The organism is Vibrio sp. 10N.286.52.F8, assembly GCF_041468745.1.
Taxonomy (GTDB): domain Bacteria; phylum Pseudomonadota; class Gammaproteobacteria; order Enterobacterales; family Vibrionaceae; genus Vibrio; species Vibrio crassostreae_C.
In genome coordinates, this window is the sequence record NZ_JBFRJF010000004.1 from 1 (window position 1) to 23,995 (window position 23,995).

Consider the following 23,995-nt stretch of genomic DNA (forward strand, 5'->3'; position numbering starts at 1 on the left):
TAATCCTTATTTGTTATGTGCGTTCTAAAGCGAACTTCGCCAGATACTTACCAATATCTTCATGGCTTATATAGCAATCAAACAACCTAGCTTTCTCTATGTTGTTATTATAAAAGAATTGAGGAGCAATTAGGATGGTTTGGAAGTCTGTATAGTTCTTGAACTTCTCTTTGTTCATCCATTGTTTAGCTCTTTGCGAATACATTTCCGCTTGATATTCCGTAAAGTGCCCGTCGGATAATTTGTTCTCTATGTGGAGAGCGACCCTGCCACCATCTTGCCCCTCAAGTACCACCAGAATATCTGTTTCGGATTGACGCCTTTCGGTCACTGTACCATTAGTTGCAGGATCAAGCCTTTCGAAGTCAATTGTTCCCCAAGGATGGTCTGAACGAGACCACAGGTACTTGTATCCACCACTTCTAAATTTCGTCTGATGAACGAACCATTCCAGAAAATCAGGATTGGTTTCAACTGCATTATTCAACACAGCATCTAACTCTTTCTCTGTGAACGTTACCATTTAGCCTCCAAGCACATAACATTTTAATATTGTGCAAGCACGAATCCATCCGCTTAACATATCAAAAAGGTCACTCATAACCAACTGAATGCTATGCATTTAATATAAAAGTGGGTCTAAACAATAAGTGTGAAAACGTGCAAGCACATATTGCCGACTATGTAACGCTCGGCCTCATTCTTAACCACCCGTAAATCTGCAGTATAATCAATAACTTAAAATAACCCTCTCGTTAAATTCGTGCTCAATCAGAGTTAAAAACCACTCTTTTTTAAGTCATTAATTATTCAACAAGCAATAAACTGTCTGTATGTACAGATTTTGTGAGGGGAATATTTGGCGAGTCAATTCATGCAGGCAATTTGCGAACATATGACGATGCGAGGCTATAGTCGCAAGACAATCAAAGCCTACTGTTACTGGATAAAATACTTCATTCATTTTCATAAGCTTAAACACCCTGAACAGATGCATGCCGCTGAAGTTGTCTCCTTTCTTTCTCATTTAGCTAATCAACAAAAAGTAGCCATCAATACTCAAAAGGTAGCTCTCAATGCTCTAGCCTATTTATACAATCAATTTATTAAGCAACCTCTAGGAGACTTAGGGTTTAGCTATGCGACTCGGTCTCGAAAAATTCCTAGCGTACTCAATCATGCGGAAGCTATCTCGGTGATCAATGAAATAGATCCTAAATATCAACTGTTTTTTCGCTTGTTGTATGGTTCAGGTTTGAGAGTATCGGAATGCCTGAGGCTTCGAGTACAAGATATAGATCTAAAACAAGGGTCTCTCACTGTTCACAATGGGAAAGGAAATAAAGACCGAGTGACAATTTTAAGTTTTTCACTCACTGAAGCTATACAAGACAAAATTTCACAAGTTGCAGTTCTGCTCGCTAAAGATAACTTGAATGGGTTTGGGCCATCTTTGCCTCACCGATTAGGTAAAAAATACCCTAGTGCCTATCGACAACTTGCTTGGATGTAACTATTCCCATCAAAGTCCGTCACTCAACACTCTGAGTCGGGGATCGTATGCCGACACCACCTACATGATTCGGTACTCCGAAAAACGCTGAAGAAGGCGACTAACTCTAATAAATTGCGCCACAAGCGAATTAGTTGTCATACTTTCAGGCACAGTTTTGCTACGCAACTTCTAAAGTCAGGCTCCGATATCAGAACGGTTCAAGAGCTACTGGGGCACAGTGATGTTAAGACAACTCAGATTTACACTCACGTTATTGGGCAACACTTTAGTGGCACGACTAGCCCGCTAGACGGCTTATAACGAAACTCCCTCATCGATAGTTGAACCTTGGCTTGATGGCTTCTGTCTGACAAGGTTGTCTGCTATGGTGGCGGCAGAACTTCAGCAATTGTTTAGATAGTATTGAATATGAAAACACTAACCATACTTGATGGCGGCATGGGCCGAGAACTCAAAGAAATTGGCGCGCCATTTTCTCAACCGCTTTGGAGTGCTCAAGCGCTGATTGAAGCACCCGAATTTGTCAGCCAAGCACATCAAAACTTTGTCGATGCAGGTGCTGAAATCCTAATCACCAATAGCTACGCCTGTGTGCCTTTTCACTTGGGTGCAGAGCTGTTCGAGCAACGCGGTTTTGAACTAGCCACACTGTCTGGTGAGCTGGCTAAAGCAGTTGCAGACAATGCTACCCACACAGTGAAAGTAGCAGGCGCGATTCCACCGCCATTTGGCAGCTACCGACCAGACTTGTTTAAGGTAGAAGAGGCAGCGCCAATCATTCAAACGCTTTACGATGCCCAGGATCCAAACATCGATCTTTGGATAGCGGAAACGATTTGTAGCCTGCAAGAATTCGAATCCATTCATGCGGTACTCAAGCAATCAAGCAAACCGTGTTATTACGCCTTTAGCTTGGAAGACACCAAGGGCGATTCTGCCAATATTCGTTCTGGCGAGAGCGTAACAGACGCCATCAAACTTGCCTGCCAATCGAACGCGACAGGCATTATGTTTAATTGCTCAGTGCCTGAAGTGATGGATCAAGCCATTATCGATGCCAAGAAAGTGATCGATGAGCTAGGCAGTGATTTAGAAGTTGGTGTCTATGCCAACAATTTTGCGCCTATCAGCAACGAACATGAAGCGAATGATATGTTTCAGGAGATGCGTGAGCTGGATGGCCAAGGTTACTTAACTTACGCTAAACGCTGGCATGCACTGGGCGCGAATATTATCGGTGGCTGTTGTGGCATCGGGCCAAAACACATTAAAGCCCTAGCCGATTGGAAACACTCAATACAGAGCTAATCCTGAGCTTCAACTAGAATAAAATAAATAGAGAACAGGTTGAGAAATCTGTTCTCTATTTGTATGTGACGTCTCTGAGTACACTGATACAAAACAACGATTTGGAGCAACAGATGAGCGACACGCAACGCAAAATAAAATGGGGCATCGCAGGGCTAGGCAATATCGCCAATCGATTCGCAACCGCAGTCACAGAGCACTCTCTGCATGGTGAGCTTGATGCGGTTGCCGCCAGAGATCACTCACGCGCAGCCACGTTCGCCAACAAGTTTGCTTGCGACAAGGCTTATGGTTCTTATGAAGAGATGGCGAATGACCCAAGTGTTGAAGCGGTTTACATCGCTACGGTTCACCCATACCACCAGCCACTCACTGAGTTGTTTCTAAAGAATAAAAAACATGTATTGGTCGAGAAGCCGGCTTTTACCAACCTTGCTGACTGGCTTGAGATGAAAGCTCTCGCGAAGCAAAATGGCGTGATGCTGTTAGAAGCAATGAAAACCGTGGTGTTTCCCGCATATCGTGAGCTCCAATCATTCTTGGTCGATAACAACATTCAGATAGATTCAATCGAAGCCAGCTTTGGTAACCATCATGACTATGAGCCCGATTTGTTTATCTTCAATCCGGATTTGTCAGGCGGAGCAACACTCGATGTTGGGGTCTATGGGCTTTGGTTCTTTTACGATCTGTGCCGAACGCTGGGTGTAAACCCTTCAAAACCTCAGGTAGAGATGTCGTGTCTTTATGAGGGAGCGAATGTTGATACCAATGCATGCTTTACATTCTCTGGTGATATAAGCGGTAAGATATCGGCATCAACAGTGCAAAACCTTCCCCGATCAGCACACTTGAGTGGACCTGAAACCAAAATCACCATTCACGAAAAATGGTGGAATCCGGCCTTTATTGAGATTGAACATCAAGGCAAAAAGTCGACCATTAACTACCGAGTGATAGGGAATGGATTCGAGTTTGAAATCGACCATTTTTCAGATTTGGTGCTTCAAGGCAAAACTGAATCGAATATCCTGAGCTCAGAGATAACCTCTCGAGTTCTCGATACGATGGAAAACGCACTGATTGATTCTGGCTATTCACATTTAACTCAACCTCGTCGTTAGGAAAAGCAAATTGGGCAACCTTAAGCGTAAGCTTGAACTGTATGAAAAGATATTTCAGGCTTTTGGGCCTGGAGTATCACACTGTCAGGTCAACCAACTGGCCACACTGCTGCACGTGAGTGAACGTCACGTTCAGACCTTACTCAAAGCGATGACAGCACAAGGCTGGATTGAGTGGCAAGCTAGCTCAGGCCGCAGCAAGAAGGCACAACTCACGTGTCTGGTTGAACCCATTGAGGCGTGTTACCAATACGCACAAACCCAAGCTGACGCAGGCAACATAGAACAGGTGTTTAGCACCTTGAGCTTCAACGGCCGCAATGCTGGCACTGAGTTGCAAGCCTTTCTAAGCAATACCAATCCGTCGACGCAGAATATCGCGTACATCCCGTTTCACCGAGAACTCGAAGCGCTTCACCCTCAACGCGTGCTTAGACGCACCGAACGTTTCTTAGTTATGCAAGTTTGCCAACGCCTAACCTCCGTTAAGCACGGCAAACTCAGCGGCGATCTGGCTTATCATTGGCAGCCTAATCAAGATGCGACACAGTGGCACTTTCAGATTCGCAATGGTGTTCACTTTCATAACGGAAGAACACTCGAACCTCAAGACATAGCACGCAACCTTAACTCGCTCTGCCAAAGCAAAATATGGCGTCGCTGTTATCAGCATATTGATGAGGTCTCTGTCTCGGCAGGCAATGTGGTTGTCGTAAAGTTGAATCAACCTGATTGGCATTTACCGCGCCTACTTGCTAGGGCTGAAGCCTCCGTATTCGATCACTCATCACCGACTGATAGGCTGATTGGATCTGGCGCGTTCTCATTAGACATCTTCTCAAGCAAGATGTTGAGATTGAGCCGCAATAGCGCCTATTCACACAGCACGCCGATTCTGAATCGAGTCGAGTTGTGGGTCTATCAGGAATGGGCACAGAGCAAAGCCTGCGCTCAAAATCAGGTGTGCGTGAAACTGCCCGAGAAGACGACCACCGTGCGTGAGGATGACCATTCTTCCCAACCGGATTTCGGCTCAACCTTCTTTAAGATTCAAAGCCCGATGTTGTCTTCAACCGTTCGTGAGTTCACCGTTGAAGACACCTCTGAATGCCAAGCCCTTTTCGATCAGTTGTCAGTGTCTGGCGACCACAAAACCAGCGTGGAATATGGGCACTACCTAACTCACTACCTAACTACCAAAGACGTCGCGCTGTGCAGTATTATTGATGAGAACGACACCTTCACTTCGTGGTTAAGCTTTTTCACTCGCTTCCCGTTTGAGGAATTAACTTTACCTTCTGAGATGCTAGAGACAATCGAACAAGGCTTAGCCTCAATAACAAACCAACCAGACTTTGAGTTAGCGATGAATGCACTGTTGTCGCTCCGGCATTGGTTGCATGAATCTGGAGTTGTGGTTGAGCTCAAGCAAGAGGCGTTCAACTTAGAGGTTTCTGAAAAGATACACGGCGCACAAGTAAATGGTTTCGGTTGGTGCGAACTCGACAAGCTGTGGATTAGCCATTTGTAAGCGTATTTCGTAGCTGAATGTATTTCACAACCTAGCCCAACCAAGCTGCAACCAATCATTATGTTCAGTCACAGCGTAGGTCGAATAGGCTAAGGGTTAGCTCACTAGCGATAATTCAGACTCTTTATAGATACGGTTAGCCACTTTGTATGCAGCCGGAGACATCAGTGTCTCTTTGCATCTGCGCTTAAATTGCTCGACTTCAATCGTTTGTTCTTCCAGTAAATAGCACAGCTCACTCAAGTAGTTAGCTTCAAACACAGCTTGACCAAGTGGTGTGCATTCGTATCGGCTAGACTCTTGGTAGCCAATCGCGGTCAACACTGATTCTGGCAGTTCCCAGAACTTAGCAATGGTGTAAGTCAGGCGAATAGAGTAGCTGTTCATCAGGCGCTTCAATGCTAACGAGTTAGGTGGAACAGAAGGATCAACATGCTTGAAGGCTTCTACCATCATCTGGAAAATGATCATCTTGCCTAAGTTGCGAATTAACCCAACAAAGTATGCCGCTGCTTGATCTTCTTGAGGTGAAGAGTCTTTCATCAACTCCTTAGAAAACGACGCGGTTTGAACACTGTGATTCCAAATTTTCTCACCGAAGTGACGCCAGTAAATATTGTTCCCCGGCGTGAAGTTCTTCATGTAAGAATTAACCACGCCTTCAATTAGCCCTTGTGAACCCATATTGAGGAAAGCAGTTTTTAAGTCAGTAACTTGTTTTTCACTGCGTTTGTAGAAGGCGCTGTTAGCCAGTTTAATCACATCGGCAGCCATACTCGGCTCGCGCTCAATCACTCTTAACAATGCATCGACATCAAACTCGTCGCTCTGTAATTCTGCCATTAACGTGGTTACAGAGGCTGGCATCACTGGCAGTTCATTAAGCAGGGCTTTTGGAGAGCGAATCAAACGTTCGATCTGACAAGCGACAAAATCACTAAATGGGTCTGACTCCGTTCGAAGGCGAGACTCTCCAAACAAATAATCAAGGAACTCACCATCGTGAAGGCTAAGCGTCTTATCGACGATTAATGATGATGGCTGAGTGGACGACGGCGGAACAAAGATTGAAGACTGAACAGAATCAGTAGCAACGGTTTGTTGTTGCTCTTGTTGGGCAGGCTCTGCAGAGGGTTTGTTTTTTGAATAAACAAAAGGTGAGAATAGTGCCTGCAATACCCTTTTAAACATCAATACGGCTCCTAGATGATTATCAAACAGTTCGGGATATATAATGGCGGTAATTATCGCACAGTTAATTCATAAACCACACAATGATAAATGAATCATTAACTTTTCAGCTGTATAGGATCTGTTACTCAACGGGTTGCAAGACTGAGCCCGCCAGCATTCGCCAGAAACAAAAAAGCGAGCACATGATACTGGCTCGCTCTTACATAGATTAGATGCGTGACACCGTCTAAAGTTAACTCTGAGCGACTTTCAACACGATCTTACCAACGTGTTTTTTCTTTAAGAACTCATCTTGCGCTTTATGGATATCGGCTAGCGGATAAGACTCTGCAACGATGGCGCCAATCTGCTGTTTCTCGATACGATTAACCAAGTTTTGGAATACTTGCGGTTCTAAAACCGTGCAACCAAAAAAGCTGAGGTCTTTGAGATACAAAGTTCGCACATCAAGCTCAACCATTGCACCACCAATCGCACCAGACACAGCATAACGGCCATGCGGTTTTAGGACTTCAAGAAACTCTGGCCACTTGTCACCAGCAACTAAATCGATCACCACATTCACGCTGCTTTCGCCTAGCGCGTTAACCAAATCTGAATCACGGGCAATCACTTCATCAGCGCCAAGTTCAAGTAACTGTTGGTTCTTGCTTGGGCTAGTGATGGCAATAACATACGCGCCGCGAGCTTTTGCTAGCTGAATAGCCGCAGAGCCCACACCGCCCGATGCACCTGAGATAAGCACGCGATCACCTTCAGCCACATTGGCACGAGTTAGCATGTTCTCTGCTGTTGAGTAAGAACATGGGAAAGACGCTAGCTCAACATCCGACATGGTGCTGTTCACCGCGTAAGCGTGCTTAGCTGCTACTTTGGTGTATTCAGCGAAACCACCATCGCATTCAGATCCGAAATACCATGGCTGTGGCAGATCTCGTCCATAAACCTCGGTCAAACAAGGCTCAATCAGAACACGCTCACCAATACGGTCAACTGAGACTTCATTGCCGACTTCCACGATAAAACCACACACGTCAGCACCTTGGATGCGAGGGAATTTCAACGCTTCACCCGACCAACTGGCATCGTCTGAATCATCACTTTTTGCATACCAACCGATTCGCGTGTTGATGTCAGTATTATTAACGCCTGCTGCCATGACTTTGATCAGCACTTCATTAGGCTCAATTTTTGGAACAGCAATGTCTTCACGGTAGCCAAGCATTTCTGCCCCGCCGTGCCCTAGCATCTCTGCGCCTTTCATTGTCTTTGGTAGTTCGAATTTCATACTGTTTCCTTGAGTAATTTTGTCACCATATTCTGCGCCGATGCCACTGCTTCTTCGCCTAAGACTGGCCACGCGCTTGATACGCCTTCATGAAGTAAAAACAGCGGTGTCGCGAGATCCTCTCGCAGGCTCTGCTGGCCTATTAGCAAACGAACTTGTTCTTTATGCTGTGTAACCGCTTGGCTGATAAGCTCATTATCGGGAAACGCAGCCATCGCATTCATCGACATGCACCCATGTGGCGCATACTCTTCTAACCATTGTTGGAGCTTGTTGAAGATATGAGTAACCGATGCGAGCCCCTTTTCAGGCGACGTTTCCAACAAGAAATCTAAGTAGCGTTGGTGTCGATATTCCAAGGCACCAACGATCATCGCTTCTTTTGAAGGGAAATGTTTATACAAGGTTCTTAGGCTTACATCGCACGCCGTTTTCAGCTGTGCAACACTCGGCTCAGCAAAACCTTGCTGGCTGAACGCTACTTCAAGGCTTGCTGCAATCTGTTCTCTCAACATAGTGCTCTCTCAATACCCGACAAAGGGTAGAATGATTGTTCTACTTACAGGGTAGAACGATCACTCTACCCCTGTCAATATCCAAATTTACACACCAAGAAATGATAAATTCCGCGCCAAACAGGACACGGAATTTATCAATACAGATGAGAGACTTAGCGTTTAAGCTGGAGTCGACTGCGTATCGTCACCAGAACAGATAAAGCGCCGCAAAGTACCAACACCCCCCCTAAATCTTGAATCATTCCCGCTAAAGCGAGCCCTGAGCCGATCAAGGTGTAATACATCAAACCAAACAGTGCACCTGCACTTCCTGCTTGAGATTGGTAACGTACCAACGCTCGGCTCAATACATTAGGGATCGCAATACCAAATGCCATAACCACCAGCATCATCGGAAGTAAAAACCATATTGAGTGTTGTGAAAAATAGACACCCACCGCACCTAATGTTTGAAGCCCTGCCGCGATACCAATCAGAGACATTGAAGACACTTGTCTCTTCAACAATGTCTTGTTCACCAAGCTTCCCAACAGAGTCCCGAACCCAAGCACAATGCCGCTGTAGCCAAACTGCTCAACGCTAAATCCAAGTTGAATAAAGGCAAATGAACCCAATTGATAATAAGAAAACAGCGCAATATTGAACGACGCGACCAGCAACGCAGACATCCATATATCGCTATCTTTGACCATGTGAATACAGAGTGACTTTAACTGCAATGGCTGCTTAGATTGTTGCGTTTCAGGCAATGACCATAGGCTATGTGCCAACAGCACTAACACCATAATAAACAGGGCAATAAACACATATTGATGCCCGCCCGCTTGGCTTAATTGACCGCCAAGAAGCAGCCCGATGATTGGGCTAATCGACAGCCCCATCCCCATGTAACCAAACACCTTGGCCAGTTCCGCGCCGCTAAAGGCATCGCGCAACATGGTTTGTGTCACCACCGAGCCCACCGCAAGCCCGAAAGCACCCATGGCTCTGGCTATCATCAACCACGTAAAGCTGTCGGTTTGCATAGCAATAAGTGCTGAACAGGCGAATAACCCCATGCCCAGTAACATGGTTGGTCGGCGCCCCCATTTGTCTGCCAATATGCCCCATACCACAACACCGAGCGCAAACGCTGAGAAGTAGATCGAGAGGGTTTGCGCCGCTTGTGCGTAACTCACATCAAAGGATTTCGATATTGAATCCAGAGTCGGGCTATAGATGGTTTCTGCGATTTGAGGGAACATCAGCAATAGCACCATTTGCCATAAAGAAGGTTTTGTTTTCATCATTTTTCCAAGACCAGTGAACTTGACGAGGAGTCTAGGGGAAACTAACCTTGGCTCGTTAACAACATTAAAACCAAAAACAACAAGATTGGGACAAATGGCATTAATCAGCGAAACCATTGAGTTTGATGCAGACAGCTTACCTGCGCCCGTAATAGGGATTGCGGCAGAGCTAGGTCAGCATGACTCAGGAATACATCACCACGTAAAAGGACAGCTGCTGTATGCTCCGCAGGGTTGCATCACCTTGACCTTAAAAAACGCCATTTGCATTTTGCCGCCGACTAAAGCCGTGTGGATCCCGCCTTATACCAAACATCGCGCGCAGATGACCAATGTGGTTGCTTATCGGTCGCTCTATTTTGATAGCAGTATTTACACCTGCCCAGAAGCGATTGAAATTGTGGAAGTGAATGAGCTTTTAAAAGCCCTGATCAATAAGATGGCTTTCTGGGATTGGGATGTTGCCCGCGAGCAAACCACCAATACCGCCAACCTATTCTGGGAAGAGTTTTACAGTGCTAACCAACACTCGTTTATCTTGCCACTACCGACAGATCGCCGCTTTAAAAGCTTTTGCAAACAAGTCCGAACCGCTTCCTTTCTTGCCCCAACCCTCTCGACATTAGCGAACTCGGTTGGCGCAAGCACCAAAACGATTACTCGATTATTCAAAGCCGAAACAGGCATGACTTACCAAGAGTGGCGACAGCAATGGCGCTTGTTTAAAGCGATTGAACTGCTCTCAGAAAACCGACAAGTCGGTGATGTGGCTCATCTGCTAGAGTTCTCATCAAACAGTGCGTTTATCGCCTTTTTCAAACAGCAAACCGGACAAACCCCGTTGGCCTTTACCAAGTTAGGGGCGTGATTGTTGTTATCCAAACTCTGAAGTTTTACTGAGCTCAGATACAAAAAACCAGAACATGAGTTCTGGTTTTTAATGCCGATTCAACTAATCAATCAACACCAACGAATCGAGAATCCCTTTGCCACTGTGGATTCCACCTTCATTTTCGCTGGCAGGTTTACTGCGGATCAAGTAACCCGCGTAGCAGTCTAGCTCTGTTACTGGTTCACCTTTGAAGTAAACGGTGAACAAACCCACTTCGCTGACTAAGTCTGTCACGAGCGTTTGGTGAGTGTCACGCACTGCAATGGTCGGCACGTCACGTTCATGCGGGTACAAGCGCTGCATCAATGCCCACGCGTCGTACTCTTCTGGTTTAAGCTGGCTCAGTTGTTCGCTGATGTCGTCACCAAAGACACAATGACCACCGCCCTCACCTTGGTTTTTCAGCACCCATTCTTGCTTATCAGCTTGTGTGTTAAACCATTCAATTGCTTCATTGGTGATAGGCTTCATATCAGCCAGAACACTCTTGACCAGTTCGGCTTCTTCTCGCGTTAAACCCCAGCGGGCGTATTCTGCTGCTGACATCATGGTCAGCAGCATTTGCATGGTTTTGCTGGTCGCTAATTGCTGGCTGATAGTCGCGTTCATTGCGACATGGTGTTGCTCCATAAACAAGCGAGTCTGACTTAACGTATGGCAACACACCGATTCATTTAGCTCTGGAGCCCAATAATCTGAATACTGGTAGCCAGCTCTTAGATACACCACATCGACAGCTCCGACATCTTTCAATAGCAGGCGTTGATTATCGCCCGATGAAAGCTGACAGCTCAACTGTTCAAAAGTACGACGCACCGTGCATAATTGCCCACTCACAAGCATCTTCAATGACTTGTTGCGGAATCGATGGCATTGGATTCATTTAGATATCTCATTCTTGGCGGGCATTTGGCACCCGTAATAAGACGATGCTCATTCTAAAAAGACGAAAAAAATTTAAAAAAACTTATTTCGCCGTTTTGATCATCGTAGCTCGCGGTTTACAGCTGAGGTTCTTGGGTCTTATTGACTATGAGGTCGCGAAGCCATTTGTGGCTTGGTTCAGAATCAAAGTAACGGTGCCAAAGCAAAAACAAACCACCGGGAACCAACTCAATAGGAATCGGCTTCATCACCAGTTCGCCACTCTCAATATAGTCACGAACCGAGTTGTACGGATAACACATCAGCAAATCGCTTTGTTTGCACAGCTTTACTGCGCTGGTGATGTCCGACACGTTGGCGGCTTTGTTAATTTGAAGCTGTTTGGCTTGCAAGATTTCCAGTAGCAACCAGTCGCCAACGCCACCAGTGACTAACTGAATATGACGGTATTTAAGGAAGGCTTGCAGATTCCACTCTTCTTGAAGTACTGGGTGATCATTTCGCATCAAGCACACAGAGTAATCTTGCAGCAACTCGACGTGGTTTAGCTCGGCAGGGATATTTTGAATGTGGGTGCTAGCCCTTTCATCGAGCTCAAAAATTCCAATCCCGAAATCGACCTCACGCTTTAGTAAGCGCTTAAAGGTTTCGCTGCTCCAAGTAGTGCTGTTTACCGTAATGTTCGGCGCATCTGCTAGCGCGTTAGGCATAAATTTAGGGTAAATCGCGGTATAAGCGGTTTCAACAAGATCGATATTAAAAGTACGTTCGCTGTCTTTCGGCTCAAAAATGTCCGGCACGGTTAGCTGTTCAACTTGCAGAAGGATTTGATGAATTTTAGGCGCTAAAGAGGTGGCTTTCGGTGTTGGAAACAGGCCTTTTGACTCACGTTCAAACAAAGGGTCGTCAAACAAAGAACGCAGCTTAGTGAGTTGTTTACTCACCGCAGACTGACTAAGGAACAATCGCTCTGCCGTTTTGCTCACGCTGCGCTCTTCAAGCAACACGTGTAAACACAGCAGTAAATTCATATCACATTTGAGTAAGCTTTTAACATCTACCATGATATTCCTTAGATTCAGATTAATGATGACTTTATGTCACTTTAAATCATATCACAAACTTGTTAATTTAAGCCCATGTAACCTATGAGTTAATAACTCAAAAAATAATAGACCTAAGGAATACTCATGAACTTTCTAGCACTCCCTAAGATTGATCTGCACTGCCACCTAGACGGAAGTGTTCGTCCAGACACCATTATTGATCTGGCGAAACAGTACGGAATCGAACTTCCAGAAGACCGTGAAGCGGTAGTAAAGTCTCTAACAGTGCCTGAAGATTGCAAAAACCTTGATGAGTACCTAGCTTGCTTTAGCCTGCCACTGCAAGTGATGCAAACGGAAGAAGCGATTGAGCGTATCTCTTTTGAGCTTTACGAAGACGCAGCACTAGAAAACGTTAAGTACCTAGAAGTTCGTTTTGCACCGATTCTTCACGTAAACAAGGGCTTGTCTCTTGATGCAATCATCGCAAGTGCGGTTAAAGGCATGAAGCGTGCAGAAGAGAAATACGACATTAAGGGCAACTACATCATGTCTGTACTTCGTATGTTCCCGAAAGACTCAATCAAAGATGTAATCGACGCTGGTAAACCATACCTTGGTAAAGGCGTGGTTGCGTTTGATATTGCAGGCGGTGAAAAGCCGGGCTTCTGCGCTGAATTCCCTGAGTACACGCAATACGCTATTGAACAAGGCTACCGTGTGACGGTTCACGCAGGTGAGCAATGGCATGGTCAGAACGTTTACGATGCAGTTACTCTGCTAGATGCTGAACGTATCGGCCACGGTGTTCACATCCAAGGTAACGAAGACGCGTACAACATCGTTAAAGAGAAGCAGGTTGCGCTTGAAACTTGCCCAACAAGTAACGTGCAAACTAAATGTATTCACAAATTCAGCGACCACCCAATTGCTGAATTCAAGAAAGACGGCATCGTTGTAACGATCAACACAGACAACCGCACTGTGTCGAACACAACCATGACTAACGAAGTGAAGCGTGTATGTGAAACGTTCGGTCTAACACAAGAAGACTACGCAGAGATCTACAAGTACTCTGTAGAGAGTGCTTTTGCTTCAGACGAAGTGAAACAGCACCTAATGGGTTTCGTTGAGCAAATCTAATTGGTAAAGCGCGCCTTTTGCTGAATAGCTGGGCTCACTTAGCATTAATGCTTAAAGGTACAAAATAGGAAGAGAAAGGCTGAGGCTTTTCTCTTTTTTAAGCATTGTGGCATTTTATCTAGCGAGCAGTTTTATAACGATTCTAGATGCAATAGTTAGTACTCATAATCGGCGTTGTTGATCAAATCAGCTTGAGGTTCAACGACGCCATATTTGACTAATCGTTAGCTTCTAACAGGCATACCTAGTCCTATGACTTTGTTTATAGCTTTGACATTCGCCATGATTTCTCCCACTTGAGCGTTGTAACATCTCAAGCTCAATTTACCGCTGGTTAGTCCTTTATATCGAGACATTGCGGTCTCAGATATTGAGCGATAGTGGTAACCAGACTCAGATTTCCACTCCGTTATTGTTCCGTTTTTAAGAGCCTCTACAGCTTCATTTCTGGGATGCCCATCTTCCCAAAGAGCCGCATTCTTTCGAGGTGGTATCAACGGAGTACAGCCCTTATTTTTCAGAGTCTCATGGCAACTTTTTGTGTCATATGCTCCATCAGCAGATACTGTATGGATCTTTCTACGTAAAGGGTTGAGTAATGTTGGCAGCACTTCGTTATCGCCAACACTTACAAGACTGACTTCTGCACTAATGGCCTCATGAGTTTCTACATCAACAGCTAAGTGCAGTTTACGCCAAGTTCTGCGTTTTTCGGCGCCGTGCTTTTTCACTTTCCATTCACCCTCGCCAAAAACTTTGAGACCAGTCGAGTCAATGGCTATATGGCGAATAGCTCCTTTGGATTTATTGCGATATTTGACCTGAACTGTCTTCGAGCGTTTGCTGATACAGGTGTAGTCAGGGGACGTCAGTGGAACATCCAATAGCTCAAAGATAGAATCAATAAAGCCTTGAAGAGCACGTAATGGTAATGAGAATACTCCTTTAATCATCAAGGCAGTTTCAATCGCTGTATCAGAGTACTGAAAGCCTCTACCACGCTTACCATGATGGGTTTTGCATCGCCATGCATCTACGGCTGTATCATCTATCCAGAACGTAACCGAGCCCCATTTGCACAAAGCCTTATTGTACTCCGCCCAGTTAGTTATCTTCTTTTTCGCCTTACCCATGTTGTCACCGCTCTAACCATCATAAAGGATCAAATCGCAGGACTCGAAAAAGGTTCAATTGATTTAGGCAACAACGCCATGATGGATTGTACATCGCCATGCATCTATGGCTGAATCATCTATCCAGAACGTAACCGAGCCACGCTTGCACAGAGCCTTATTGTATTCCGCCCAGTTAGTTATCTTCTTTTCCGCTTTACCCATGTCACCACCGTTCTAACCACCATAAAGGATCAGATCACAGGACTTGGAAAAGGTTCAACTGATTTAAGCAACAACGCCGTTTTCACTTGTGCGTCAGGTTGTGCTCTACCACGAATTAGGTCTTCAAAGAACACTATTGGATACCCCCAAATTACAGCATTAACACCAAGGTAAAATGCTTCAGCCTCGGCGCCTTTCAAAACCCCTAATTCGGGTGAAGGCGTAATTCGTCCTTTTGCAATAGCTGTAGAACTCATAATTATAAAGATTGAAAAAGCAATATATTTTATGTTTTTAATAATTCACCAAATTAAGATAGATAATATTTATTCAGGATAATCAAAAAATTAATGTAGGGGTTTGCAGAAATTATTAACTATTAACTTGATTTACTCCTATTTAATTTCAGAACAAGGCAACTAGAACTTAGCTAATGCTTTTAAAAAAATCGTGCCTCCTTTTGTACGCCTTTCTGTCTCAAATTCATGGAACCATTTTAATTCCATCGCAATGCCTCCCCTTTCTGTATTGTGAACAAAAGAAACCCTCGGCCCAGCCCCTACTGTTTTTGCTTTAAAATCACCGAAAATAGCACCAGATCCACTGTCTCCGGTTAATTGTTGATAATAAAAACCAGTCGCCCCCACACTCGCTAAGCCTCCAAAAAATGGAAAGCTTTGCCCAAAGGTTGCTTCAACATGTCCTTGGGTACCTGATTGATAGCTGGTTTCATGATTTTCAGTATTAAAGTCAACGCCAGCGTAGACACTTGCTTCAATTCCGTTTTCTTTACCAAAATAAACCGCCCCTACAGTTGGTTCAATCGTCCAATAATTCTTACCTGTATTAGCTAATTGCCCTTCCTTATAACCTCCAGTAGGAGCATAAATACTGACGCGATAGTTCAAATTCAAGTCAGAGTTTATATTTTGATTTAACATCACAGGGGCTAATATAACATCGCCAATACCCGAATCCTCCTCTGTAATGTTCACATTACTCTGTCCATTCACCCCTATATTAGTAGTGACATTGATAAATGGAATGGTTCCACCAAAAGCGTAACTCCAACCTTCTCCAATTTCGAAATGTGGCCTATACGCCATTGTTAAAGCTAAAGCTTGCGATTCTACTTTTATAATCGCATTATTTAGACCTAAGATCGAAACTTGGGGCTTATATTCCCCTTTGTAACTTATTAGGTTTAAGCGTGTAATGAAGCTAGGTTTAGCTGGAACACCGTCCATGAAAGAAGAAATAGAACCAGGCTGGTAATGACCGCTCCCCCCCTCTTCAGCGTTAATAACTAAACAGTACGACATTGCAAATGATGCGATAAAAGTTTTTTTTATAATAACATTCATAAAATATTCCTTTTTCAGGATTTTTTCACCATTATAATAACCCTCAAAATATTATTTCGAAGAATTAGAAATATTTATGAGATCTTTCATCTTAATATCAACAGCAAAACTACCAGGCGCTTGTCTTGGAGGAAACTCTTTAAAGGTTGCTAACATTTGCCTAACTTTAATTTGTGCCGGGATCAACACAAAAGCCCTCTTGTACCACCAATTATCATAGCCAAAGCCTTGATCGCCTTTTTCATAGGGGTCAATTGCTAAATCAAACAGTTTGGGAATTCTTAAGGTTTTTTGTGGTTGAGTCCAAACATCAATACCTTTACTTTCCTGAATTTTAAAATGAAACTTCCAACGACCATCGCGCATAGCGAGTAGTTCGCCATCATCAGACCAGTAGAAAAATTGATTACGTGGACTTTTATCGATTTTCTGACTTAGATAGTCAAGTTGGTTGTACCCATCTAAATGGTTCTTATATTGCTTACCATTACTGGCTTTATAACCTGATAGTAATTGGTTCTTCACATCACTATTACCAGCAATACTCACTAAAGTTGGGAACCAATCGGCAGACGAGACTATTCCATTAAACTTTGAATTTGGATTGATATGATTTGGCCATTTGATAAGCGCTGGAACTCTAAATCCTCCTTCCCAACCGGTGTTTTTTTCCCCTCTAAATGGGCTAGTGGCTGCGTCTGGCCAGGTCGCATTCATTGGACCGTTGTCAGTGGTGTAAATCACCACTGTATTATCTTCAATATCGAGTTGCTTGATCTTTGCCAGTAGGTGACCAATATGGTTATCGTGCTCAACCATGCCGTCAGCATACTCACCTAAACCAGTAACACCAGAGTTATCGTCACTCACGTGAGTGTAATTATGCATGCGAGTTGTGTTATACCATAAGAAGAATGGTTTTTTTCTCTCCACCTGACGACTAATAAAGTCATAGGCAGATTCAAGGGTTTCGTCATCGATCGTTTCCATACGCTTGCTGTTGAGTGGCCCGGTATCTTCAACTGAGCCATCAGAAAAAGAATGAATTACACCCCGCGGGCCAAAGCGTTTCTTAAACTCTGGAGACTTAGGGTAATCAATGTTTTCAGGTTCTTCTTCGGCGTTAAGGTGATAAAGATTACCCATAAACTCATCAAAACCATGCTCAGTAGGTAGCATATCATCACGGTCACCTAAGTGGTTTTTACCAAATTGTCCAGTTGCATAACCGAGGTCTTTTAACGTCTGAGCTAAAGTAATATCCTGGGGTTGTATACCTTGGCTTGCTCCTGGCAATCCGACTTTACTTAAACCTGTTCGCACAGGCATTTGGCCAGTAATAAATACTGATCGCCCAGCAGTACACGATTGCTCAGCATAATATGAGGTTAACATTGCACCATCATTAGCTATGCTATCGATATTAGGCGTTTGATACCCTAGTGTACCGTTATTATAAGCTGAGATATTACCGTAACCGATATCATCACCAAATATCACCACAATATTAGGCTTGCTGGCAGCATAGGTGCTTATTGAACCAAGAGCAAAACCCAGCCCCATAACTAAATTAGTTATTATTTTTATCATCATAAATATCCATATCGTTAATTAATCGACTCATTACAAGAGTCATTAGACCTAATCTATAAGTGCAGCAGCTAATACGCCGGAATATAAGTCCCAAAACCCATGCTTTTCCCAAGTTCAGGGGTTATTTTATCGAATTCGCAGGCGAGCTTTCCGTTAATGAATACTTGCTCGATTAAGCCCGGATTACGGTTTACAAGGCGTTGTAAACCAAAGTTTTCCATATCAGCCCAGCTGACTTGCTCGAGATTTTGATTAAATTTAGCGGGATTTAACACCACGACGTCGGCTCTATCACCAATACGAATACGACCAGCATCAATATTGAACCACTGCGCTTGATCGCCCGTCATCCGAAACACAGCTTGCTCCATCGTCATAATCGCTTGGCTATTTTTAGTTGGCTGATTTTGGCTTTCATCAATGCTTTCACTAACTAACTTAAGCATACGTAGCGGTAAGTTATAAAAAGCCATATTACGGATATGCGCACCTGCATCACTAAAGGTGATCAGTGACTTCTTATCTTTAACCATATTCTTAAGCACGTCTTTACGATGGTTGGCAACTGTGGTGTACCAACGAAGATCGGTACCATATTGCACAACTAGGTCGAGGAAAAGATCCACAACATGGATCTGCTTGCTAGCGGCAACATCAGCAAAGTTTTTACCAACAATCGATTCATCAGGACAAGCAAGTATAATCGCGTCGCCAAAGTCACGTTGCCATACACGGGGACTGAGTTTTTCGCCATAGAACTTTCTAAACTCACGGCGGTAAGTTTCATCTTTTAGGAGCTCGTTGCGAGCAATTTTATCTTTTAAATCAAGTGCCAGTTCACCAGCACCAAACTCTTCAAAAAAGACGACATCAATACCATCAGCATAGACTGTAAAAGGCGAGGGCAGCACCTGCCAACGAAAATCGCCATTAAATAAATTGGTCACTCTAGCGGCAAGGTTTGTAATTTTACTTAAATAAACACTGCCCTTAAGATCCATTCGGCTAATTAGCGTCGTTTTAAGGCGCTTTTTAAAAATGCCCATACATTCACGCATATATTGATTTATTTGTAATATGGCTGCGGCATTCGGCGCTCCTTGATGCACTCGTCCATATTCACGCACTAGGTTATTGAGGCGAGAGATCTCTTTCCATTTTGCATAAGTACTGGGTAAACTTTTTGACCATTCACGGTCGCCATCAATTTTGTCCCACTTAAGGCACATAGTCGACAAGCCAAGAAAACCTACGTCAAGTGACTCTTTAAGTAAGCTTTCCATTTTTCGCATTTCGGTTTCAGTAGGAGTGACGTTTAGATCTGTTGCTCGGCTAAGCCCCATGACACCTACACGTAAATCACTGTGACCAAGCAGGCTTACAACATTTGGTCCAAGAGGGTGTTGCTGAACAAATTCGACCCATTGTCTAGGCGTACTCCATGTTTTATATTGCTTTAAAATGGGCAACACTTTCTCGCGAGGGACGGTTTCAACCCGGGTAAAAATATCGGAGGCATCTTCATATTCACTACAGACCATGCTTAACGAGCAACTGCCAACAAGTACTGTTGTTACGCCATGGCGCACCGATTCAGACAGGCTTGGACTAATAAGCAGTTCCGCATCATAATGGGTATGGGTATCGATAAAACCTGGCATCACCCACTTACCATTGGCATCAATAACATTCATACAACCACTCTCATCAATAGCAGTGTTGGATACCAAGGCAATCTTTCCGTTTCTTATTGCAATGTTTTTGATCGAAGAAGCTTCACCTGTGCCGTCAAAATAACGGCCTCCCTTAATAACTGTATCATACATAGATATATAACCCTCGAATTGAAAATTTTATTTGCAACTTTGTATTAACTAAATTATAACATCTCTAGTTTTGTTTCTTATCATTTAGCGACAAGTTAGTAATTACTTGGTCATACCAATTTAAAATAGGTCTTTTATGCAACAATACTACTCAATCCGAAGCGCTTCATTGTCTGGTATAGAACACCTAATTAAAGAGTTAGGAGGCGACCTTAATTCTTTACTTGTTCAATGTAATTTGACTACGCAAGATCTGCTCAATCCTGAAAGCTTAATAGACTTTGCTAGCATGATTAACTTACTTGAGCTAGCATCTCAGCAGCTTAATTGTAAAGATTTTGGTTTAAAGTTAGCGAAAAATCAGGGAATTGAAGTACTTGGACCTATAAGCCTTATAATTCAAGCTAGTGAAACGGTACAAGAGGCTTTAGATAATGCACAGCGTTATATGGCTATCCATAGTCTTGGAGAATATTGGATATTAAAAGAATTTGAACATTTGGCTTATATAGAACGCTATCAAATATCTCAAGATGTTAGCTACGCAAAACAATATAAAGAACTATCTTTGGGTGTATGCTTAAATTTGTTAAAAAATCTAATAGGTTCATCATTAAAAATAGAAAGATTAGAATTTTCCCATACACCTTTGTCCATAAGTTCCAAATATCAAAAATATTTTGGGTGTTCAGTTGTCTTCAATCAAGAGCATGATCGCCTTATTTTTAGCCGTGACTACTTATATACCCCCTTACAAGCAACTTTATCCAAACATAAGCGCCATTATGAACAGTATTTAGACCTGCTAATTTTTCAATCAGGGGATAACATAGAACGCAAAGTTCGAACTCTAGTTTTGCAAACAATGGGATTACATAGTGCCAATATCAATGATATAGCACACATGCTTAATATGAGCCCACGAACTTTGCAAAGGCGATTAGAAATACACGACACGAATTTTCAGAAATTACTCAAGGATGTACGTATAAGTGCAGCTCGATGGTATTTAGAGTCCAGCAGAATTGATATTACATTACTGTCAGAATTATTAGGTTACAGAAATGTGAGTGGGTTTAGTAAAGCATTCAAAAATACGTATGGGAGCTCACCTTTAAAATGGCGTCAGCAAGCCTCAAACCGATTATAGTAATATCAGGACTTCTATCGTCACTATGCCACTTATGTATAAATACAATACTAGAAATAGTTTTGAACAAATACCTTATAATATTTCCAACTAAATAAAGCTTTGTTGCATAGTTCCGTGGAACTAAATCAAGAACCTATGATCTGATCTGCCATATTCACACTGTCTCGTAGCCTTAAGCCTAAATCTCGCAACAAAACAACCAACAGAAAGCAACACAACCATGACCAACGAAGTGAAGCGTGTGTGTGAAACATTCGGTCTAACAAAAGAAGATTACGTAGAAATCTACAAGTACTCGGTAGAAAGCGCTTTTGCTTCAGACGAAGTGAAACAGCACCTAATGGGTTTCGTTGAGCAAATCTAATTGGTAAAGCGCGCCTTTTGCTGAATAGCTGGGCTCACTTAGCATTAGTGCTTAAAGCACAAAATAGGAAGAGAAAGGCTGAGGCTTTTCTCTTTTTTTATGTCCAAAAATCGCTAATCTTGCAGTATTCGTCATTTAGACCGAGACTCTCGGAAAGTGGGCAGCATGAGTAATACAAACGATCAAACTGAACTCGATAAAATGTTATCTGGGCAAGTATATGATGGTGCAGACCAAGAAATTGATACCATACGTACCAATGCCAAAAAGGCGTTAATGGCCTTCAACAACCATCAAAATCCAGATCAACAACACACATTGCAAGAGCAGCTATTCGGTAAAGTCGGGAGTAGCAGCTTAATCCAGCCCCCTTTTCATTGTGAGTTTGGAAAAAACATCGAGATTGGTGACGACACCTTCATCAATATGAACGTCGTAATGCTAGATGGTGCGAGAATCAAAGTCGGAAACAATGTTTTAATTGGACCAAGCGTCCAATTCTATACGCCATCACACTCCCTTGATTATCGTAGCCGTCGTAAATGGGAAACCTTCTGTTTACCGATAACAATCGAAGATGATGTGTGGGTTGGTGGAAACTCGGTCATCAACCAAGGCGTGAAGATTGGGGCTCGCTCGGTTATCGCGGCGAACTCTGTGGTCAACAGCGATGTACCGCCAGATTGTCTATACGGTGGCACGCCGGCGAAGTTAATTCGACACTTGGATACTGAGCAATAAAGTTAAATAGAAAAATAAAGCTCATTAAAAGAACAAATAGAAAAAGAGGCGATGTTCATGATGAAACAGCGCCTCTTTTTAATCGATTCGTTTTAGCTTTTATCAGTCTTTTCTATCCGTCGTTTTTCTACTTATCTTGCCTACCTAGATTATCTACATAGAGAAACCTGACTAAAATAGATAGCTTGAGAATTTCGCTACATGATCACGTAAATTCGACGCCAAGAGCACGAAGTTCGTTCTCACATTGCGCAGAATCGATAAACTGAATACCCGCCATACCTACGGCTTTTGCTCCTTCTACGTTGTAAGGCATATCATCAATGAACACCGTTTCTGAAGCCTCCAGTCCATTATTTGAAAGCAACGCTTGGTAAATCTCAGGCTGCGGTTTAAGCATGCCAAGTTCAGCGGATACGGCTGCGCCATCAAACAAAGGCCAAAATTCGTAGGTGGCTTTTAGGTGTTCAACAATCTCGACCACGTTGTCGGTAAGTGCATACACACCATACCCAGCACGCTTTACGCGCTCGATAAGGTCGACAGAACCATGCAATAAGATCTGCGTTTTCTTAACGTAATAAAACAGGCGGTCGCACTCTAATGAAGATAAATCGAGCTCTTGTTGGTAGCGAAGTTTGGCTTCATTTTCGGTTAAGAACCCTTTGTTCAAATCCGACCAAATCGCACTTTGGAAAATCGAAAGCGCTCGGGCTTCAGGGTCGGCAATGTTACCAAACGTTAGTTGAGTAATTTCCAGCGGCGACCAACGCACAATCACATTACCCACATCAAATACGACATTTTGATTTGATTCGAACTCATACCCTACTCCTGAATTAGTCACTTAAAATAGCAACAACACAGACATTAAATGCCGCACGTTAAAGTTCATAATCTTGTTTTACAAAATGAGGACTAGAATCACAAGATGTAATCAAGTCAGCGCAAAAGGTGGTCACTAGTACCCCTAACTAACCCTATTTATCATCACCCACTTAACCTTCTATGTTACAATTATGAGTCATTCAGAGCGTACTGAATCCCTGATTTAGTTCACTATTCTTTAGTCACAGTGAATACACTTTAAAGTTATTGATCTATGAAAAAGTACGAGTTAGTTGTCCAAGATATTGTGAGCAAGATCTGTCAAAACAGTATCAATCATAAGCTTCCCGCGGAAAGAGAACTCTCTGAAATATATGGGTTATCTCGATTTACTATTCGAAAAGCGCTAGCCAAGCTAGAGGCTATTGGCATGGTGAAATCTAAGGTGGGTTCTGGTTACTTCGTCAACACTTCTCTCATTGGTACACCACTGGTGTACAACTCCATTACTGAAAACAGTTTTGAAGAGATCTCTTATAAAAAGCTCCAACTGAATAAAGCGCTACCCGATAACCACGAACAGCAGATTTTTTCTTTAGACGACAATGACTACATTTGGAAAATTAGACGTCTTCGATTGATTAACAACAAAGTAGTTCAGATTGAAGAAGCCAAGATCCCTGTCAGCGTCTTCCCAGAGATGAATGCCGAGATCATTGAAAGCTCAATCCAGAAACATGCGCTAGCGAAAGGCCTTCAGATCGATAGCTACTTAACGACGTATCAAGCGATCAACGTATCTAAAGAAGACGCGGAGTTGCTCGGCTGCAAAAAAAATGCCGCGGCGATGAATATCACCAACCGAGGTTTCTTAGCATCGGGGGATCTATTCATCGTCAGCGATATCATCGACATCAAATATCAATGCACCTATCACACTCCTTTTAACAATGAGAGCATGAGCTTCCGAGATAAGAAGTAACCTTTTAATTCGATTTAATATGGTTAATTTTTATAGATATAAGTTAATTACTCTATAGATTAGCCACTAATAT

General features: G+C 43.2%; 18 protein-coding genes and 4 pseudogenes. 10 read left to right on the forward strand and 12 right to left on the reverse strand.

The window, feature by feature from the left end; genetic code table 11:
- Positions 1-13: 13 nt before the first annotated feature.
- A complete protein-coding gene (locus tag AB4133_RS01535) occupies positions 14-523 on the reverse strand; it encodes a hypothetical protein (protein ID WP_372223820.1) in 510 nt (169 codons plus the stop codon).
- Between the two features lie 336 nt (positions 524-859).
- Here AB4133_RS01535 and AB4133_RS01540 point away from each other — a divergent pair.
- The 4 genes and pseudogenes from AB4133_RS01540 to AB4133_RS01555 all read left to right on the forward strand — a co-directional run bounded on the left by AB4133_RS01540 (position 860) and on the right by AB4133_RS01555 (position 5,479).
- Positions 860-1,816: pseudogene (locus tag AB4133_RS01540) on the forward strand (integron integrase).
- A gap of 108 nt (positions 1,817-1,924) precedes the next feature.
- On the forward strand, positions 1,925-2,824 hold the full coding sequence (locus AB4133_RS01545) for a homocysteine S-methyltransferase family protein (protein WP_372223821.1): 900 nt from the start codon (positions 1,925-1,927) through the stop codon (positions 2,822-2,824).
- 113 nt (positions 2,825-2,937) lie between these two features.
- Entirely contained in the window at positions 2,938-3,948 is a 1,011-nt protein-coding gene (locus tag AB4133_RS01550) for a Gfo/Idh/MocA family protein (RefSeq protein ID WP_136982456.1), read from the forward strand.
- Between the two features lie 10 nt (positions 3,949-3,958).
- Complete coding sequence (locus AB4133_RS01555) at positions 3,959-5,479, forward strand: SgrR family transcriptional regulator (RefSeq protein WP_372223823.1); 1,521 nt, start codon at positions 3,959-3,961, stop codon at positions 5,477-5,479.
- A 96-nt stretch (positions 5,480-5,575) separates the two neighbouring features.
- Here AB4133_RS01555 and AB4133_RS01560 read toward each other — a convergent pair whose 3' ends face one another.
- From AB4133_RS01560 to AB4133_RS01575, 4 genes are all read right to left on the reverse strand, one after another.
- Positions 5,576-6,670 (reverse strand): HDOD domain-containing protein, encoded by a 1,095-nt coding sequence (locus AB4133_RS01560; protein ID WP_372223824.1) that lies wholly within the window; start codon positions 6,668-6,670, stop codon positions 5,576-5,578.
- A gap of 235 nt (positions 6,671-6,905) precedes the next feature.
- Positions 6,906-7,961, reverse strand: coding sequence for an alcohol dehydrogenase family protein (locus AB4133_RS01565; RefSeq protein ID WP_372223826.1), 1,056 nt, complete (start codon positions 7,959-7,961; stop codon positions 6,906-6,908).
- A complete protein-coding gene (locus tag AB4133_RS01570; protein WP_372057294.1) occupies positions 7,958-8,476 on the reverse strand; it encodes a TetR/AcrR family transcriptional regulator in 519 nt (172 codons plus the stop codon). The genes AB4133_RS01565 and AB4133_RS01570 overlap by 4 nt, the downstream gene beginning before the upstream one ends.
- Positions 8,477-8,631: 155 nt before the next feature.
- Positions 8,632-9,765 (reverse strand): multidrug effflux MFS transporter, encoded by a 1,134-nt coding sequence (locus tag AB4133_RS01575; protein WP_372223828.1) that lies wholly within the window; start codon positions 9,763-9,765, stop codon positions 8,632-8,634.
- 97 nt (positions 9,766-9,862) lie between these two features.
- Between AB4133_RS01575 and AB4133_RS01580 the strand changes: the two genes are divergently transcribed.
- On the forward strand, positions 9,863-10,636 hold the full coding sequence (locus AB4133_RS01580; RefSeq protein ID WP_372223829.1) for a helix-turn-helix domain-containing protein: 774 nt from the start codon (positions 9,863-9,865) through the stop codon (positions 10,634-10,636).
- Positions 10,637-10,720: 84 nt separating this feature from the next.
- On the opposite strand, the pseudogene AB4133_RS01585 reads toward AB4133_RS01580, so the two are convergent.
- Both AB4133_RS01585 and AB4133_RS01590 read right to left on the reverse strand, forming a co-directional pair.
- Positions 10,721-11,479, reverse strand: a pseudogene (locus AB4133_RS01585) (glutathione synthase); the annotation flags it as partial.
- A 182-nt stretch (positions 11,480-11,661) separates the two neighbouring features.
- Positions 11,662-12,609 carry a LysR family transcriptional regulator gene (locus tag AB4133_RS01590; protein WP_017061092.1) on the reverse strand — a complete coding sequence of 316 codons (948 nt, stop codon included), beginning with the start codon at positions 12,607-12,609 and terminating at the stop codon, positions 11,662-11,664.
- A gap of 126 nt (positions 12,610-12,735) precedes the next feature.
- Here AB4133_RS01590 and add point away from each other — a divergent pair, with 126 nt between their 5' ends.
- Positions 12,736-13,734 (forward strand): adenosine deaminase, encoded by a 999-nt coding sequence (add, locus tag AB4133_RS01595; protein ID WP_017061091.1) that lies wholly within the window; start codon positions 12,736-12,738, stop codon positions 13,732-13,734.
- Positions 13,735-13,958: 224 nt separating this feature from the next.
- Here add and AB4133_RS01600 read toward each other — a convergent pair whose 3' ends face one another.
- The 4 genes from AB4133_RS01600 to AB4133_RS01615 form a co-directional block, all read right to left on the reverse strand.
- Positions 13,959-14,867 carry an IS5 family transposase gene (locus AB4133_RS01600; RefSeq protein ID WP_372223830.1) on the reverse strand — a complete coding sequence of 303 codons (909 nt, stop codon included), beginning with the start codon at positions 14,865-14,867 and terminating at the stop codon, positions 13,959-13,961.
- Between the two features lie 623 nt (positions 14,868-15,490).
- Positions 15,491-16,435, reverse strand: coding sequence for a transporter (locus AB4133_RS01605; RefSeq protein ID WP_372223831.1), 945 nt, complete (start codon positions 16,433-16,435; stop codon positions 15,491-15,493).
- A gap of 51 nt (positions 16,436-16,486) precedes the next feature.
- Positions 16,487-18,025 (reverse strand): arylsulfatase, encoded by a 1,539-nt coding sequence (locus AB4133_RS01610; protein WP_371725648.1) that lies wholly within the window; start codon positions 18,023-18,025, stop codon positions 16,487-16,489.
- A gap of 71 nt (positions 18,026-18,096) precedes the next feature.
- Positions 18,097-19,854 (reverse strand): amidohydrolase family protein, encoded by a 1,758-nt coding sequence (locus AB4133_RS01615; RefSeq protein WP_371725646.1) that lies wholly within the window; start codon positions 19,852-19,854, stop codon positions 18,097-18,099.
- A gap of 136 nt (positions 19,855-19,990) precedes the next feature.
- On the opposite strand from AB4133_RS01615, the gene AB4133_RS01620 reads away from it, so the two are divergent.
- The 3 genes and pseudogenes from AB4133_RS01620 to AB4133_RS01630 all read left to right on the forward strand — a co-directional run bounded on the left by AB4133_RS01620 (position 19,991) and on the right by AB4133_RS01630 (position 22,112).
- Positions 19,991-21,004 carry an AraC family transcriptional regulator gene (locus tag AB4133_RS01620; protein WP_371725647.1) on the forward strand — a complete coding sequence of 338 codons (1,014 nt, stop codon included), beginning with the start codon at positions 19,991-19,993 and terminating at the stop codon, positions 21,002-21,004.
- A gap of 202 nt (positions 21,005-21,206) precedes the next feature.
- Positions 21,207-21,371: pseudogene (locus AB4133_RS01625) on the forward strand (adenosine deaminase); the annotation flags it as partial.
- Between the two features lie 165 nt (positions 21,372-21,536).
- Entirely contained in the window at positions 21,537-22,112 is a 576-nt protein-coding gene (locus AB4133_RS01630) for a sugar O-acetyltransferase (protein WP_372223832.1), read from the forward strand.
- 205 nt (positions 22,113-22,317) lie between these two features.
- Here the strand turns inward: AB4133_RS01630 and AB4133_RS01635 are convergent.
- Positions 22,318-22,937 (reverse strand): annotated as a pseudogene (locus AB4133_RS01635) (HAD family hydrolase).
- A gap of 277 nt (positions 22,938-23,214) precedes the next feature.
- Here AB4133_RS01635 and AB4133_RS01640 point away from each other — a divergent pair.
- Positions 23,215-23,922: a GntR family transcriptional regulator gene (locus AB4133_RS01640; protein ID WP_017065208.1), complete on the forward strand. Its 708-nt coding sequence runs from the start codon at positions 23,215-23,217 to the stop codon at positions 23,920-23,922.
- Positions 23,923-23,995 lie beyond the last annotated feature (73 nt).